The organism is Sphingopyxis indica (genome assembly GCF_032879645.1).
Taxonomy (GTDB): domain Bacteria; phylum Pseudomonadota; class Alphaproteobacteria; order Sphingomonadales; family Sphingomonadaceae; genus Sphingopyxis; species Sphingopyxis indica.
In genome coordinates this window covers 1274741-1289249 of sequence record NZ_CP076394.1, presented here as the reverse complement: position 1 = coordinate 1289249, position 14509 = coordinate 1274741, and the positions used below count along the sequence as shown (strand labels likewise).

The window sequence follows — 14509 nt, the reverse complement described above, 5'->3', positions numbered from 1 at the left end:
ACAACAGACCCGGCGGTTTGACAAGCGCGACGCTTCGTATGCGAACTTATGCGAAGCGCGGCTGGGCGCAACGGGAAAGCGCGGATCAGCTGCGGCGGAAAAGAAGCATCAGATTATTGGCGGGCATCGCGCGCCGCTCGGTAAAAACGAAGCCCGCATCGGCGGCGGCGGTTTTCACCGCGGCAAGATCGCGCAGACCCCATTCGGGATTGCGCGCGCGCAAGCTGGCGTCGAAATCGGCGTTGCTCGGCGCGGTCGGCACGTCGGGCTCGACATAGGGGCCATAGAGGATCAGCGGCGCGGCAACGGGCAGGAGGCGCGCCGCGCCCGCGAACAGGCCGAGCGTCGCGGCCCACGGGCTGATATGCACCATGTTGATGCAGAGCAGCGCATCGGCATCACCCGCCGGCCAATCGGGCGCGGCGGCATCGAGCATGAGCGGCGGCGCGACATTGGCGAGCCCCGCCTCGGCGCTCCACGCGGCGATCGAGACGAGCGCGCCGGGGTCGGGATCGCTCGGCTGCCATTGCAGCTGCGGAAAGGCGGCGGCGAAATGGACCACATGCTCGCCCGACCCGCTCGCCACTTCGAGAACCCGGCCCGCAGGGAGGAGCCATTCGGCCAGCACCGCCGCGATCGCGTCGCGGTTGCGCAGCGTCGCGGGGGCGTGGCGCTTGTCGCCGGCGCCGCCGTCGCCGGGGGTCCAGGGACGCGGGCTCATTTCGCCTTTGCCAGCGCCCTGGCGCGGCGCTCGCGCATCACGAGCCATGCGAACAGCCCGACCGGCCCGACCATCAGCGTCAGGAAGAGGAAGGGCAGCTGAACGATGCGGCTGAAATCCTTTTGATCGGCGTCGCGCGCGATCCACATGCCGACGAACAGGTCGAAGGCCAGATAATGCGTCCAGCCGACGACCGTGCCGCCCTTGGTCGCGAACAGCGCCATCACCCCCGAGAGGCTCGCGAAATCGAGCGCCGCCTTCGGCCCGCCGGCATCCCAGCCGCCGAAGATCAGGCCGCCGAGCAGGATCGCATAGGTCAGGCAAAGCAGCGCGACGCCGGCATAGAGGATCGCCGACAGGATGCGCGGGCCGCGCGGCAGGAAGGCGAGCGCAAGCCAGCCGATCAGCGCCCAGCCGTTGGTCAGCGAATAGAGGCTTTCCCAGCTCATAATCATGGTCCCGTTCCCGTCATTGCGAGCGAAGCGAAGCAATCCAGGGAGGTTTACGCCGCTCTGGATTGCTTCGCTACGCTCGCAATGACGATCAGTTGGCTTCGCTCCACGTCAGGATCGGCTTCCTTGCCGCCAGCGTCTCGTCGAGCCGCGCGCGCGGGGCGAAATGCGGCGCCGACTTGAGCGCGGGGTCGCCATTTTTCGCGCGCATTGCGAGGCTGCGCAAGGCACCGATGAACTGGTCGAGCACCGCTTTCGACTCGGTCTCGGTCGGCTCGACGAGCATCGCGCCGTGGACGACGAGCGGAAAATAGACCGTCATCGGGTGGAAGCCCTCGTCGATCAGTCCCTTGGCGATGTCGAGCGTCGAGAAGCCCTCGGCGAAACCACGATCGCTGAACAGCGCCTCATGCATGCACGGCCCCGACGCCGCGAAGGGGGCGTCGAGCACATCCGACAAGCTGCGCAGCACGTAATTGGCGTTGAGCACGGCGTCTTCGGCGACCTGCTTCAGCCCGTCGGCGCCGTGGCTGAGGATATAGGTCAGCGCGCGCGTGAACATGCCCATCTGGCCGTGGAAGGCGGTCATGCGCCCGAAAGTATCGGGATGCTCGTCGCCCGCACTTTCCTCTTCGACTAGCTTGAACGAGCCATCGGCGTAACGCGCGGCGTAGGGGATCGGGCCATAGGGCGCGAGCGCTTCGGACAGTACGACCGGACCCGAACCGGGGCCGCCGCCGCCGTGCGGGGTCGAGAAGGTCTTGTGGAGGTTGATGTGCATCGCATCGACGCCGAGGTCGCCGGGGCGCACCTTGCCGACGATCGCATTGAAGTTCGCGCCGTCGCAATAGACATAGCCGCCCGCGGCGTGGACCGCGTCCGAAATCGCCTTCATGTCGCGCTCGAACAGACCGCAGGTGTTGGGGTTGGTGATCATCACGCCGGCGACATCGGGGCCGAGCCGCGCCTTCAGCGCTTCGAGGTCGACGCGGCCCTCCTTGGTCGCCGGAATATCCTCGACCGTGAACCCGGCAAAGGCGGCGGTCGCGGGGTTGGTGCCGTGTGCGCTTTCGGGGACGAGCAGCACGCGCCGGTCCTCGCCGCGCGCTTCGAGCGCCGCCTTGATGCAGAGGATGCCGCACAGCTCGCCGTGCGCGCCGGCCTTGGGCGACATGGCGACGCCATACATGCCGGTGAGTTCGATCAGCCACACCGCGAGTTCGTTGATGACGGCGAGCGCGCCCTGCACCGTTTCCTGCGGCTGGAGCGGGTGGACGTCGGCGAAGCCCGGCATCCGCGCGACCTTTTCGTTGAGGCGCGGGTTATGCTTCATCGTGCAGCTGCCGAGCGGGAAGAGGCCGAGGTCGATCGCATAATTCTGGCGCGACAGGCGCGTGTAATGACGCACCGTTTCGGACTCGCTGAGCCCCGGCAGGCCGATGGGATCGCTGCGCATCAGGGGGCCGAGGCCGGCGGCGGGCGCGTCCTCGTCGAAATCGACCCCGGTGGTCTCGGCCGAGCCGATCTCGAAAATGAGCGGCTCTTCGAGCATCAGCGCGCGGTTGCCGGTGAAGGTGGCGCTGTCGTCGGCGCCGCCCGCGACGTTCATTTCGGGGCGCCAGCCGGCGGGGTTGAGCGCGGTCATGCCAGCACCTCCTTCAGCGCCGCGGCAAAGGCGGCGATATCCTCTTCGGTCACCGTTTCGGTGACGGCGACGACCAGCCCGTTCGCGAGGCCGTCATTGTCGGGGTAGAGCCGGCCCAGCGATACGCCGCCGAGCACGCCCTTTTCGGCGAGGCTATGCACCGCGGCGCGCGCGTCGGACGGCAGGAGCAGCGTGAATTCGTTGAAAAAGGCGTCGTTCATCACCGACACGCCGGGCACCTTCGCCAGTTCGGCGGCGGCCGCCTTCGCGCGCGCGTGGTTGATCGCGGCGAGCTGGCGCAGCCCCTTTTCGCCGAGCAGGCTCATGTGGATGCTGAAGGCGAGGGCGCAAAGCCCCGAATTGGTGCAGATATTGCTCGTCGCCTTCTCGCGCCGGATATGTTGCTCGCGCGTCGAGAGGGTGAGCACGAAGCCGCGCTTGCCCTGCGCGTCGACGGTCTCGCCGCACAGGCGCCCCGGCATCTGGCGGACATATTTGCTCTTGCAGGCGAAGAGGCCGACATAGGGCCCGCCGAACTGGAGCCCGACGCCGAGCGCCTGCCCCTCGCCCACCACGATGTCGGCGCCCATTTCGCCGGGCGATTTAATGAGGCCGAGCGCGACGGGTTCGGTGACCACCGCGATCAGCAGCGCGCCCGCGGCCTGGCAGGCGCTCGCAAGCGCGCTCATATCGTCGATGCGGCCAAGGATGTCGGGATATTGGACGACGACGCAGCTCGTATCCTTGTCGACCGCGTCGGCCAGCGCGCGCCAGTCGGTGCCGGGTTCGAGGCTCGGATCGCCATCGACCAGGCTGTCGCGGGTATATTTCGCCATCGTCCGCGCGACGCTGCGATAATGCGGGTGCAGGCCGGTCGATAGCAGCGCCTTGCCGCGCTTGGTGATCCGCCGCGCCATCACGATCGCTTCCCAGCAGGCGGTCGAACCATCGTACATCGACGCATTGGCGACGTCGGTGCCGAACAATCGCGCGACCTGCGTCTGGAACTCGAACAGCATCTGCAAGGTGCCCTGCGCGATTTCGGGCTGATAGGGCGTATAGGCGGTCAGAAACTCGCCGCGCTGGATCAGATGATCGACGCTCGCCGGGACATGGTGGCGATAGGCACCGGCGCCGAGGAAGAAGGGACCGTCGCCCGCGGCGCGGTTCCGCCGCGACAGCGCCGCCATGTGGCGCTCGACCGCCAGCTCGCTCGCGTGCAGCGGCAGGCCGGCGATCGGGCCATCGAGCCGTGCTTCGGGCGGAACATCGGCGAACAGATCGTCGATCGACGACGCGCCGACGGCAGCAAGCATCGCCGTGCGGTCGTCGGGGGTGAGCGGGAGGTAACGCATTTCACTATCTCCCCCCTCCCGCTTGCGGGAGGGGCTGGGGGGTGGGCATGGCCGCAGAGGTGAGCTTGATGGTTCAGGCCCACCCCCGACCCCTCCCGCAAGCGGGAGGGGAGGTCTTTGTCACAGATCGTCGCAATAGGCCTTGTAAGCCGCGGCGTTCATCAACCCGTCGAGCTGGCTCTTGTCGGACAACGTCATGCGGAAGAACCAGCCTTCGCCCTCGGGATCGCTGTTGACGAGCGCGGGGTCTTCCTCGAGCTGGGCATTGCCTTCGGTCACGGTGCCGTCGACCGGGGCATAGACGTCGCTCGCCGCCTTCACCGATTCGACCACCGCGGCGTCGCCGCCCTGCGACAGTTCGGCGCCGGTGTCGGGGACTTCGACGAACACGATGTCGCCGAGCTGCCCCTGCGCATAGTCGGTGATCCCGACCGTCGCGACGTCGCCGTCGACGTCGATCCATTCATGCTCTTCGGTATAGTAACGCGGCATCGTCAGGCTCCTGTTTTACGAACATAGCGGTGCGGAACGAACGGCAAGGCGGCGACCGTCACCGGGATGCGTTTCCCGCGCACCTCGGCGGCGAGCGCGGTGCCGGGCGCGGCCGACCCGCGCGGCACATAGCCCATCGCGATCGGCGCGCCGACGCTGGGGGCGAAGCCGCCCGAGGTGACGATGCCGACTTCGCGATTGCCGTCGAACAGCTTTGCGCCTTCGCGCACCGGCAGCTTGCCTTCAACGCTCAGGCCGACGCGCTTGCGGGGGGAGCCGTCGGTGAGATGGCCGAGGATACGCGCTGCACCGGGGAAGCCGCCTTCCTCGCGGCGGCGCTTCGAAATCGCGAAGGAGAGGTCGCCCTCGACCGGGTCGATGGCTTCGTCGAGATCGTGGCCATAGAGCGGCAGCCCCGCCTCGAGCCGCAGCGAATCGCGCGCGCCGAGCCCGATCGGCTTCACCGTCTCGAGCGCGCACAGCGCATCGGCAAGCGCTTCGGCCTGTTCGGCGGGCACCGAAATTTCGAACCCGTCCTCGCCGGTATAGCCCGAGCGGCTGATCCCCAATCGGACGTCGCCCCACAGATAGGCGCCTGCCTGCATGAAAACGAGGCGGTCGACGGGGAGAATGTCGGCGAACTCGGGCGCGACGCCGAGCGCGACGAGCGCTTCGACCGCCTTTGGCCCTTGCAGCGCGAGCAGCGCATGATCGTCGAGCAGGTTCATCTCGATTTCGTCGGGCAGATGCTCGCGCAGATGCGCGATATCGTCCCATTTGACCGCGCCGTTGACGACCAGATAGAGGCCGCGCCCGGTGTTGGTGATCATCAGATCGTCGAGGATGCCACCGTCCTCGGCGAGCAGCAGCGAATAGCGCATCCGGCCGGGCTTCAGCGCCGAAATATCGCCGGGAACGAGCGCTTCGAGCGCCTCGGCGGCGCCCTCGCCGCTCAGCACGAGCTGGCCCATGTGACTGACGTCGAACAGCCCGGCGCTGTCGCGCGTCCACAGATGTTCGGCCATGATGCCTTCATATTGGATCGGCATGTGATAGCCGGCGAATTCGACCATGCGCGCGCCGCGCGCGCGGTGCCAGGCGTCGAGCGGCAGCGCTTCGATCGCCGCCTCTTCGTCAATTTCTCCAATTTCGCTCATATCGGCCTCCCGTCGTTGACATGGCGCGCGGCGGCCCGATGCCGCCGCTTTGCCATGCCCCCTCTGTCACGGGAACCTGAGAGTTTTCCTCCATGAAAGCATGGAGTTACCCCTTCGGTGGTCGCAGCATGGAGCCACGACGCTTTCCAGAGTGTCCAGATCCGGCGCGCGGTCCTGCTGACCTGAGAGTTTCCGGGGCGGTTGCTCCTTCGGTGGCGAGGCGCGGATCGCTCCGCTCCCCGCGCTCTCCCGCGCGGCCGGCCGAATCCCTTGCGAGGCTCCGGCAGACGCCCGAGCCTTGGCGGCGGCGGTGGACAGAGTCAATCGGCGAGCCGCCGCATCGCGTCATTTTCATGGACGTAAATCCCCGGCGCGCCGGCATCGACGAGCGCGACGATCGCCCTTGCGACGACATCGGCGGGAATCGAGCGATAGCGCCGCAGCGAGCCGTGGAGCAGCATGTCGGTGAAAGGCGCCGCAGCCATCGCAATTCCTTCGCCCAGCCGCGGCGGCCCATGCCGCTTGCCCGTGAGCAGACCCGGCCGCAGGATATCGAGCCGGTCGAAGCCGAGCGCCGCGAGGCCCGCCTCCATCGCGCCCTTGGTGCGCAGATAGAAATTGCGGCTTTTCGCCGACGCGCCCACCGAACTGACGACGATCATATGCGCAGCATCCGCCCTTCGCGCCGCGCCGGCAGCCGCGAGCACGAGATCGAGGTCGACCGCGCGAAAGGCGGCCTGCGACCCTGCCTGCCTGATCGTCGTGCCGAGGCAGCAGATCAGCGTCGCGGGACGCACGGCGGCGATGATCGCGGGCCAGTCGTCGGGCGGCGCGACATGCTGGCTGTGGTGTGGGGGCAGGTCGGCGAGCGCATGGCGTCCAAGGATCGTCAGCGGACACTCGTCCGCCTGCGCGATCACGCTGCGACCGATCATGCCGGTTGCGCCGATGATAAGAGTTTCCACGTCCATCTTGTCCGCCTCCCCGAGCGGTCCGCTCTCAGGCGTGTTTCAGCGCCTCGGGCACCGCATCGCGCCCGTGGATCTCGGCGAAGCGGTCGATCGCGAAGCGGTCGGTCATGCCCGCGATATAGTCGCCGATATGGCGGACCATCGCGGTCTCGCCGTCGGGCAGGCGCGCCGCCCAATCCTTGCCCATGCGGCGCGGATCGTCGACATAGGCGGCGAACAGGCTGGCGACGACCTGCCGCGCGCCCTCCGCCGCGGCGAGCTGCGACGGGTGGTGATAGAGATTCGCATACATGAAGCGCTTGAGGTCGCGCTCCTGCCGCGCGAGTTCGGGTGAGAAGGTGCCGAGCGTCCGCCCCGCCGCGCGCACCTCGGCGACGGTCGCGACCCCCGCGCCGGCGACATTCGCCTGCGTCGCGGCGATCACGTCGTTGACCATCACCCCGATCTGGTCGCGCACCAGTTCGCGCAATTGCCGCTCGCGCGCCGCGCCGGGAAAGCGGCGTTCGACTCCTGCGAAGTTCGCCGCGACGAATGGCTGTTCCATCAACTGGTCGAGGCAGAGCAGCCCGGCGCGCAGCCCGTCGTCGATGTCGTGATTGTCATAGGCGATGTCGTCGGCGACCGCCGCCACCTGCGCTTCGAGGCTTGCATGACTGGTCAGATCGAGCGGAAATTCGGCGTCGATGTCGGCGAGCGCCCAGCCGGGGCGGCGCACCGGGCCATTATGCTTGGCGAGCCCCTCGAGCGTCTCCCACGTCAGATTGAGCCCGTCGAAGCGCGGATAGGGACATTCGAGCCGCGCGAGCGTGCGCAGCGTGTGGCCATTGTGATCGAAGCCGCCATGCGTCCGCATCGCGGCTTTCAGCGCATCTTCCCCCGCGTGGCCAAAGGGCGGATGGCCGATGTCGTGCGCGAGGCACAGCGCCTCGGTCAGATCCTCGTTGAGCCCGAGCGCGCGCGCGATACCGCGGCCGATCTGCGCGACTTCGATACTGTGGGTCAGGCGCACGCGATAATGGTCGCCGTCGGGCGCGACGAACACCTGCGTCTTGTGCCTGAGGCGGCGGAAAGCGATCGAATGGATGATGCGGTCGCGGTCGCGCTGGAACATGTCGCGCGGTCCGCGCACGACGCGCCCGACCTCTTCGTGACGGCGGCCGCGCGTCTTGCCCGGATCGCTGGCGACCCCCGCCAGGCTCACTTGATCGGCTCGACGACTTCGCCGGCGTCGCTGTTGAACAGGAAGCCGTCGCCTTCGGCCTTCTTGTAATCGACGAGCCAGTCCTGCGCGCTCTTCCTGTCCTTGAACGGGCCGACGAGCAGCCGGCGCGTCTGGCCCCATTCGGCGGTCGACCCCGACTTGCCCTTGAACAGCGCGGCGTTGCGTTTCGAGAAACGGTTATAGTCGAAGGCGAGCGCCTTGAGGTCCGAGCCCGTCGCGATCTGCACCCAGATGCGCGCGGGGTTCGCTTTCTTGCGCTCGGCCTCTTCCTTCGCTTTCGCCTCGGCTTCGGCCTTCGCCTTTGCCGCCGCTTCTTCCTTCGCGCGCTTCGCCGCCTCGGCCGCTTCCGCCTTGCGCTTGTCGTCGAGCATCCGCGCGAGCGTTTCGGCGCCGACCGCGCCGTCGGGTTTCGCCATTTCCTCGGGCGGAATGTCGATCGAACTCGCGATCTCGGCGAGCGAGGCGAGCGGCGCGGCCGCCGATGGCGCCCCGGGCGCGGCGCTGTTGCCGGGCGTATCGGCGAGCGAAAAGCCGGGGCCGACCGGACCGCTGTTCGGCCGCACGGCAACGCCAACGGGCTCGGGCGGCGCGGCGGCGGGCGCCTGCGGTGCGGGCAAGGGCGTCGGGGCAGCTCGCGCCGGGACCGGAGTGGGGGTCGGGGCAGGTGCCGGCGTCGGCTTCGGTTTTGGCGTCGGCGTAGGTGCAGGTTGGCGCCGCACGGCCACGGCAGCTGGAGCCTGCGCTGGTGCGGGGGGCGGCGCAGGAGTCGCTGTGGGCGCGGCCCTGGTGTCACGCCCGCGCCGCGGCTTCGATGAAGGCCTGGCGGCAGGCGTCGGCGCCGGGGTCGCCGCCGCCATTTGCATGGGCTTCCGTGCCGGCCCCAGTTCGCCCGAGGGGAAGCGGCCGAAATGCGCCGCCGCGGCCATCTGCGCGGGATTGAGCCGGTCCATCTTGAGCAGATAGGGCAGGATGTTCCGCGCGAGTTCGGGTGGCATCGTCGCATCGACGATCTGTTTCGCCTCATCGTTGCGGCCATTCATCGCGAGAATCATCGCGCGCGAGCGCCACGCCGCGCGGTTCGACTGGCGCAGTTGCTGCGCGAGCAGCTGGATCGCGCGATCGGGATCGCCGCCGATACCGAGCGACAGCGCATAGCGGCGCGTCACCTCGTCGTTCGGCGCCACCGACAGCGCGAGCTGATAGTCGCGCTGCGCCTGGTCCTGCTGGCCGAGCAGGTCGCGCGCGAGCCCGCGGTCGGCGACGAAAAGCCGTTCGGGCGCGCCGAGCAGCTGCGCCTCGCCGAAATAATCGAGTGCGCGCGTCGGATTTTCCATATGCACCGCCGCCGACCCGAGCGCGGCCTTCACCTCGCCGCTCCGCGGCGCCGCCTGCTCGGCGCGCAGCAGGAAGCTCAGCGCGGCGCGATAATCTTCGAGTTCGATCGAGGCGCGTCCCGCATCGAGCAGCGCCGATGCGTCATTGGCGTTGGCGGCGATCCGCCCGAGCGCCGACGACAGCAGCGTGCGCGCAGCGGTACGCTTGTCCATCGCCGCCTTGGTCGCCGGGTCGGGCGGCGTCACCTGCGCGTGCGCCGCCGGATTCAGGGTCGTCGTCAGCAACAGCAGGCCGAGCGCACCGGCAAAGCGCCGCGCGCGTCCCGGCCTGGCCGTCGATTTGGGTCGCCGCATGGGCAAGCTCATCCCGTATTCCGGGCCGCCCTGCCCTGATGCAGCGGCCGTCAAAAACCCCGTTACTGGTTGTTCTGCCGACCCAGGAAGCGCGGGATGTCGACCCCGTCCTCCTTCCTGTCATCGTCGGCCTCGGCCGGCGCGCCGCCGCGCGACAGGCGCGACATGCGTTCGAACAAGGTGCCGCCGCCGATCGGGCGCGCGGGCGCCTCTTCGGCCGGAGCCGGCGCCGGGGCGGGTTGGCTGGCGACGGGCGCCGCCGGCTCGCCGAGCACCAGCTCGTCGGCGGTATCGTCATAGCTTGCGGCGACGTTCGAAAGCTCCATCGGCTCTTCCTCGGGCGCTGCCGCCGGTTCGGGCTCGGCCGCGTGCTGATTGTCGCCGAGCGAGAAGCCCGGAGCCGCATCGCCCTCGCCCGTCTCGGCCGCGGGCTCGGCGACCGGCGCTTCCTCGGCCGGCGGCTCGAGCGTCTCTTCGACGACCGGCGCAGGCGTCGCGCGCGCCGGCGCGAAGGAAAAGCTGCGCGCCGCGGGTGCCGGCGCCGCGCCCTGTTCGCCGCTGCCGTCGATCCCGGTCGCGACGACCGAGACGCGGATCTTGCCCTCGAGCGATTCGTTGAACGCGCTGCCCCAGATGATATTGGCATCGGGATCGACGAGTTCGCGGATGTGGTTCGCGGCTTCGTCGACTTCCATCAGGCGCATGTCCTCGCCGCCGACGATCGATACGATGACGCCCTTGGCGCCCGCCATCGACACGCCGTCGAGCAGCGGGTTGGCGATCGCCTTTTGCGCCGCTTCGAGCGCGCGGCCGTCGCCTTCGGCCTCGCCCGTGCCCATCATCGCCTTGCCCATTTCGCGCATCACGCTGCGCACGTCGGCGAAGTCGAGGTTGATGAGGCCCGGCATGACCATCAGGTCGGTGATGCCGCGCACGCCCTGCTGGAGCACTTCGTCCGCCATGGAGAAGGCTTCCTTGAAGGTCGTGTTCGGATTGGCGACCAGAAAGAGATTCTGGTTCGGGATGACGATCAGCGTGTCGACATGTTCCTGCAGCTCGCTGATCCCCGCGTCCGCCGAGCGCATACGGCGCTGACCCTCGAAGGTGAAGGGCTTGGTGACGACGCCGACGGTCAGTATGCCGCGGTCGCGCGCCGCCTTTGCGATCACCGGCGCCGCGCCGGTGCCGGTGCCGCCGCCCATGCCGGCCGCGACGAAGCACATATGCGCGCCGTCGAGCGCTTCCTCGACCTGCGCGATGCTTTCCTCGGCCGCCGCGCGTCCGACCTCGGGCCGCGAGCCTGCACCGAGCCCCTGAGTGATCTGTGTCCCCAACTGGATGCGCCGCTCGGCAGGCGACGCGTTGAGCGCCTGCGCGTCGGTGTTCGCGACGATGAAGTCGACCCCCTCGACCCGCGCCGCGATCATGTTGGCGATGGCATTGCCCCCTGCACCGCCCACGCCGATCACCGCGATGCGCGGCTTCAGCTCATCGACCTGCGGCGGGCCAATATTGATGCTCATCCAAAAATCTCCCTGCAGCGGCGAACCCTTGCCGCTTGCCTCACCTTGCGACCCTCCGGACGGTGGTCCCCTTCGCCCGGCTTTCTGACAACGCATTGCACGATTGTGACGCCGGAATCATCCAAAAAATTAACCTTTTCCCATGCCCCGCCATCAAAAACTGCTTTTCAGCGCGGTCATCAACCGCTGGAGGATCGACGCCCCCTTCGGGCGATAGATATCCTGCGCCATCATCGGCAGGTCGCGAAGGTCGACCGGGTCCGATGCGGCATAGAGAACCAGACCGGCAAGCGTCGCGAAAGCCGGTCCGGCGTGCGCATCGGGCAGGCCGTGCAGCCCGCGGGGCCGCCCGATGCGCGCGGCGCGGCCGAGCGCGACCTGCGTGTAATCGGCGATTCCCTTGAGGTCGGCGCCGCCGCCGACGAGCACGACCTGCCGCCCGACCGGCCCGACGAAGTGCAGGTCCTTCAGCGTCCGGCCGATCTCGCCCATCATCGCGTCGAGGCGCTGGCGGATCACCGTGACGAGCTGGGCGCGCGTGATACGCGGCGATTCGCTGCCCGCTGCCGCCGCGCCGGGATCGAGTTCGATCACATCATTATTGTCGCGCGGGCTCGCCGACGCCGAACCGTAAAAGCTCTGCAGGCGCTGCGCCTGGCTGCGGCGGATCCCGAAGGCCGAGGCGATGTCGTCGGTGATGTCGCTCGCGCCGAACGGCAGCGACGCCATCTCGACGAGCATCCCGCCGGCATAAAGCGACACCGTCGTCACCGCCGCGCCCAATTCGACGAGCGCGACGCCGAGGTCGCGTTCTTCGTCCGACAGGCAGGCGAGCCCCGCCGCGATCGGCGACGCGACCACGGCGTTGACGTCGAGATGCGCCTGGCGCACCGCGGCCTCGAGGTTCCGCACCGGCGCGCCGTCGGCCATGATGATATGGATGTCGACGCCGAGCCGGTCGGCGTGGAGGCCGATCGGGTTCCTGACGCCGGTGAGCCCGTCGAGCGTGTAGAGCGCGGGCTGGGCGTGCAGGATCATCCGGCCTTCGGGGTCGATCCCGGCGCGTCCCGCCGCCAGCAGGTCGTCGATATCCTCCTGCTCGATCCGGTGGCCGCCGAGCTCGCTTTCGATCGGCGCGACGTCGCTCAAGAGCCCGCCGGCCGAAAAGCTCACCCAGACGTCGTCGATGTTGAGCCCGGCGATGCGTTCGGCCTGCTCGATCGCCTCGCGCACGATATGCTCGGTCTGCTCCATGTCGGCGACATAGCCACGCTGGACGCCGCGGCTCTCGCGCTGGCCGGTGCCGAGCACATGCAACTGGCCCTCGGCGGTCTGCCCCGCGATCAGCGCGCACACCTTCCACGACCCGACATCGAGCGCGGTGATGATCCTTTCGATGCGCGGCGGCGCCATGGGCCTATCCCTCGCTCGCCGTGCCCGCGGCGACGGCATCGGCGGCGGCGCGCGCGTCCTCGAGCTGCGCCGGCGCGACCTGTCCCTCATGCGGCAGGCGCAGCACGAAACGGCTGGGGTCGCGCATGTCGAAGCGCAGGATGCCGCGGCCGAGCAACCGGTTCGCGCCGTCCATATGGGCGAATTTGGCGAGCGCCTCTTTCGCCGGCATCTCGCCTTCGGGAAGCGACAGCGTCTCACCGCTGCGGAAGCGCAGATCCCAGCGGCGGTTGCCCACCCAGGTGGCGCCCGCGAGCAATTCCTTGAGGCTGCTCGCCGACGCGAGCAGCCGGTCGAGATCCTGCGCGCGCTGGTTGGCGTTGGGGCCGATGAGGAGCGGCAGGTCGGGCATCGTCGCGACGGTAACGGGTTCGAGGACGATACCCGTCTTGTCGATCAGCGACAGCTTGCCGCCATGCTGCCAGATCGCTGCGGGCTGGCGCTCGACGATGTCGACGACGAGCGTATCGGGCAGCCGCCGCGACACGCGCGCATCCTTGATCCAGCCATAATGCATCAGATCGTCGCGCACCCCTTCGAGGTCGACCGCCGCCATCGAGCGATCCTTTTGCGCGAGCGCGATGTCGTAGACCTTGAGCCGGTCGATGCGATCGGCCCCGACCACCTCGACCTTCCTGACCTGAAATCCGGCGCGGCCGACCGCCTGCGCCCATTCCTCATTGATCTTGGCCGTCACGCCAGTCGCGTGCGCGCCCACGGCGACGAGCGCCGCGAGGCTGAGGCCGATCGTCCAGTTCGCCGCGCGCTGAAGCGTCGCGGGGCTGACCGGCAGCGCGTTGAGCAGCGCGTTGACGCGCGACGTCTTGACCGTCTTGCGCTTTTTCGGCGCCCGCGCGGGGCGGCGCGGCGGCGCCTTGGCGCGCTTGATCCGGGTGCCGCTCACAGCGCCTCCTCCACGATGCGTTCGACGAGTTCGGCATAGTCGATGCCGATCGCGCGCGCCTGTTCGGGCACGAGGCTGAGCGGCGTCATCCCAGGCTGGGTGTTGACCTCGAGCAGGAAGATGCCCGCGAGGCCATGCTCGTCGTCCCAGCGGAAATCGGAGCGCGAGGCGCCCTTGCAGCCGAGCAGCCGGTGCGCCTCGAGCGCGAGCTCTTTCATCCGCTCCGCCACCTCCGCGGGCACGTCGGCGGGGCAGATATGCTCGGTCAGCCCTTCGGTATATTTGGCGTCATAGTCGTAGAAGCCCGACTTCACGCGCAGTTCGGTGACGCCGAGCGCCTGCTCGCCGAGCACCGCGACGGTCAGCTCGCGCCCCTTGATGAAGGGCTCGGCGAGCAGCCGGTCGAACTCCTGCCACGGGCCGACCGAGCCGCGCGCGATGGGGTTGCCGTAATTGCTGTCGTCCCTGACGATCGCGACCCCGACCGACGAGCCTTCGTTGACGGGCTTCAGCACATAGGGGCGCGGCAAAGGGTCCTTGGAAAAGAGGCTTTCGCTGTCGACCATAACCCCCGTCGGCATGGGGATTCCATGCGGCACGAGCGCCTGCTTCGTCAACTCCTTGTCGATCGCGATCACCGAGGTGACGAGGCCGCTGTGGGTGTATTTGAGGCCCATCAGGTCGAGCATGCCCTGCACCGTCCCGTCCTCGCCCGGAACGCCGTGGAGCGCGTTGAAGACGACGTCGGGCTTCGCCTCGGCCAGCCGCTGTGCGACGTCGCGGCCCATGTCGATGCGCGTGACGCGGTGCCCGCGGCTTTCGAGCGCGTCGGCGATCCCCTTGCCGCTCGACAGCGACACCTCGCGCTCGGCGGACCAGCCGCCCATCAGGACGGCGACATGCCAGGGACCGCGGGTCATCCGCCAA

General features: G+C 68.7%; 13 protein-coding genes and 1 riboswitch. All 13 genes read right to left on the bottom strand.

Annotation, left to right across the window (positions count from 1 at the left end):
• Positions 1–85: 85 nt before the first annotated feature.
• The 13 genes from KNJ79_RS06130 to KNJ79_RS06070 all read right to left on the bottom strand — a co-directional run bounded on the left by KNJ79_RS06130 (position 86) and on the right by KNJ79_RS06070 (position 14502).
• Positions 86–721, bottom strand: a complete 636-nt coding sequence (locus tag KNJ79_RS06130) for a DUF938 domain-containing protein (RefSeq protein ID WP_317153231.1) — start codon at positions 719–721, stop codon at positions 86–88.
• Positions 718–1176 (bottom strand): ABA4-like family protein, encoded by a 459-nt coding sequence (locus KNJ79_RS06125; RefSeq protein WP_317153230.1) that lies wholly within the window; start codon positions 1174–1176, stop codon positions 718–720. Before KNJ79_RS06125 ends, KNJ79_RS06130 begins: the two co-directional genes overlap by 4 nt.
• Positions 1177–1264: 88 nt before the next feature.
• Positions 1265–2818, bottom strand: a complete 1554-nt coding sequence (gene gcvPB, locus KNJ79_RS06120; protein ID WP_317153229.1) for an aminomethyl-transferring glycine dehydrogenase subunit GcvPB — start codon at positions 2816–2818, stop codon at positions 1265–1267.
• Positions 2815–4173 (bottom strand): aminomethyl-transferring glycine dehydrogenase subunit GcvPA, encoded by a 1359-nt coding sequence (gcvPA, locus tag KNJ79_RS06115; RefSeq protein ID WP_317153228.1) that lies wholly within the window; start codon positions 4171–4173, stop codon positions 2815–2817. Before gcvPA ends, gcvPB begins: the two co-directional genes overlap by 4 nt.
• A 120-nt stretch (positions 4174–4293) precedes the next feature.
• Complete coding sequence (gene gcvH / locus KNJ79_RS06110; RefSeq protein WP_089215045.1) at positions 4294–4665, bottom strand: glycine cleavage system protein GcvH; 372 nt, start codon at positions 4663–4665, stop codon at positions 4294–4296.
• Between the two features lie 2 nt (positions 4666–4667).
• Positions 4668–5822 (bottom strand): glycine cleavage system aminomethyltransferase GcvT, encoded by a 1155-nt coding sequence (gene gcvT / locus KNJ79_RS06105; RefSeq protein WP_317153227.1) that lies wholly within the window; start codon positions 5820–5822, stop codon positions 4668–4670.
• 53 nt (positions 5823–5875) lie between these two features.
• Positions 5876–5982, bottom strand: a riboswitch (glycine riboswitch).
• A 160-nt stretch (positions 5983–6142) separates the two neighbouring features.
• Complete coding sequence (locus tag KNJ79_RS06100; RefSeq protein ID WP_317153226.1) at positions 6143–6793, bottom strand: Rossmann-fold NAD(P)-binding domain-containing protein; 651 nt, start codon at positions 6791–6793, stop codon at positions 6143–6145.
• A gap of 28 nt (positions 6794–6821) precedes the next feature.
• Positions 6822–7994: a deoxyguanosinetriphosphate triphosphohydrolase gene (locus KNJ79_RS06095; protein WP_317153225.1), complete on the bottom strand. Its 1173-nt coding sequence runs from the start codon at positions 7992–7994 to the stop codon at positions 6822–6824.
• Positions 7991–9703: a tetratricopeptide repeat protein gene (locus KNJ79_RS06090; protein WP_317153224.1), complete on the bottom strand. Its 1713-nt coding sequence runs from the start codon at positions 9701–9703 to the stop codon at positions 7991–7993. The genes KNJ79_RS06095 and KNJ79_RS06090 overlap by 4 nt, the downstream gene beginning before the upstream one ends.
• Before the next feature lie 62 nt (positions 9704–9765).
• The gene (ftsZ, locus tag KNJ79_RS06085) at positions 9766–11226 is read right to left on the bottom strand and encodes a cell division protein FtsZ (RefSeq protein WP_317153223.1); all 1461 of its coding nucleotides are present in this window, start codon (positions 11224–11226) and stop codon (positions 9766–9768) included.
• Positions 11227–11379: 153 nt separating this feature from the next.
• Positions 11380–12639 (bottom strand): cell division protein FtsA, encoded by a 1260-nt coding sequence (gene ftsA / locus KNJ79_RS06080; RefSeq protein ID WP_317153222.1) that lies wholly within the window; start codon positions 12637–12639, stop codon positions 11380–11382.
• Between the two features lie 4 nt (positions 12640–12643).
• Complete coding sequence (locus KNJ79_RS06075; protein ID WP_317153221.1) at positions 12644–13582, bottom strand: cell division protein FtsQ/DivIB; 939 nt, start codon at positions 13580–13582, stop codon at positions 12644–12646.
• On the bottom strand, positions 13579–14502 hold the full coding sequence (locus KNJ79_RS06070) for a D-alanine--D-alanine ligase (RefSeq protein WP_317153220.1): 924 nt from the start codon (positions 14500–14502) through the stop codon (positions 13579–13581). Before KNJ79_RS06070 ends, KNJ79_RS06075 begins: the two co-directional genes overlap by 4 nt.
• Between the last annotated feature and the right edge of the window lie 7 nt (positions 14503–14509).

Excerpts from the sequence above, each read along its gene's own strand:
- KNJ79_RS06130 (WP_317153231.1), bottom strand. The coding sequence starts at position 721 with ATGAGCCCGCGTCCCTGGACCCCCGGCGACGGCGGCGCCGGCGACAAG.
- KNJ79_RS06125 (WP_317153230.1), bottom strand. The coding sequence starts at position 1,176 with ATGATTATGAGCTGGGAAAGCCTCTATTCGCTGACCAACGGCTGGGCG.
- gcvPB (WP_317153229.1), bottom strand. The coding sequence starts at position 2,818 with ATGACCGCGCTCAACCCCGCCGGCTGGCGCCCCGAAATGAACGTCGCG.
- gcvPA (WP_317153228.1), bottom strand. The coding sequence starts at position 4,173 with ATGCGTTACCTCCCGCTCACCCCCGACGACCGCACGGCGATGCTTGCT.
- gcvH (WP_089215045.1), bottom strand. The coding sequence starts at position 4,665 with ATGCCGCGTTACTATACCGAAGAGCATGAATGGATCGACGTCGACGGC.
- gcvT (WP_317153227.1), bottom strand. The coding sequence starts at position 5,822 with ATGAGCGAAATTGGAGAAATTGACGAAGAGGCGGCGATCGAAGCGCTG.
- KNJ79_RS06100 (WP_317153226.1), bottom strand. The coding sequence starts at position 6,793 with ATGGACGTGGAAACTCTTATCATCGGCGCAACCGGCATGATCGGTCGC.
- KNJ79_RS06090 (WP_317153224.1), bottom strand. The coding sequence starts at position 9,703 with ATGCGGCGACCCAAATCGACGGCCAGGCCGGGACGCGCGCGGCGCTTT.
- ftsZ (WP_317153223.1), bottom strand. The coding sequence starts at position 11,226 with ATGAGCATCAATATTGGCCCGCCGCAGGTCGATGAGCTGAAGCCGCGC.
- ftsA (WP_317153222.1), bottom strand. The coding sequence starts at position 12,639 with ATGGCGCCGCCGCGCATCGAAAGGATCATCACCGCGCTCGATGTCGGG.
- KNJ79_RS06070 (WP_317153220.1), bottom strand. The coding sequence starts at position 14,502 with ATGACCCGCGGTCCCTGGCATGTCGCCGTCCTGATGGGCGGCTGGTCC.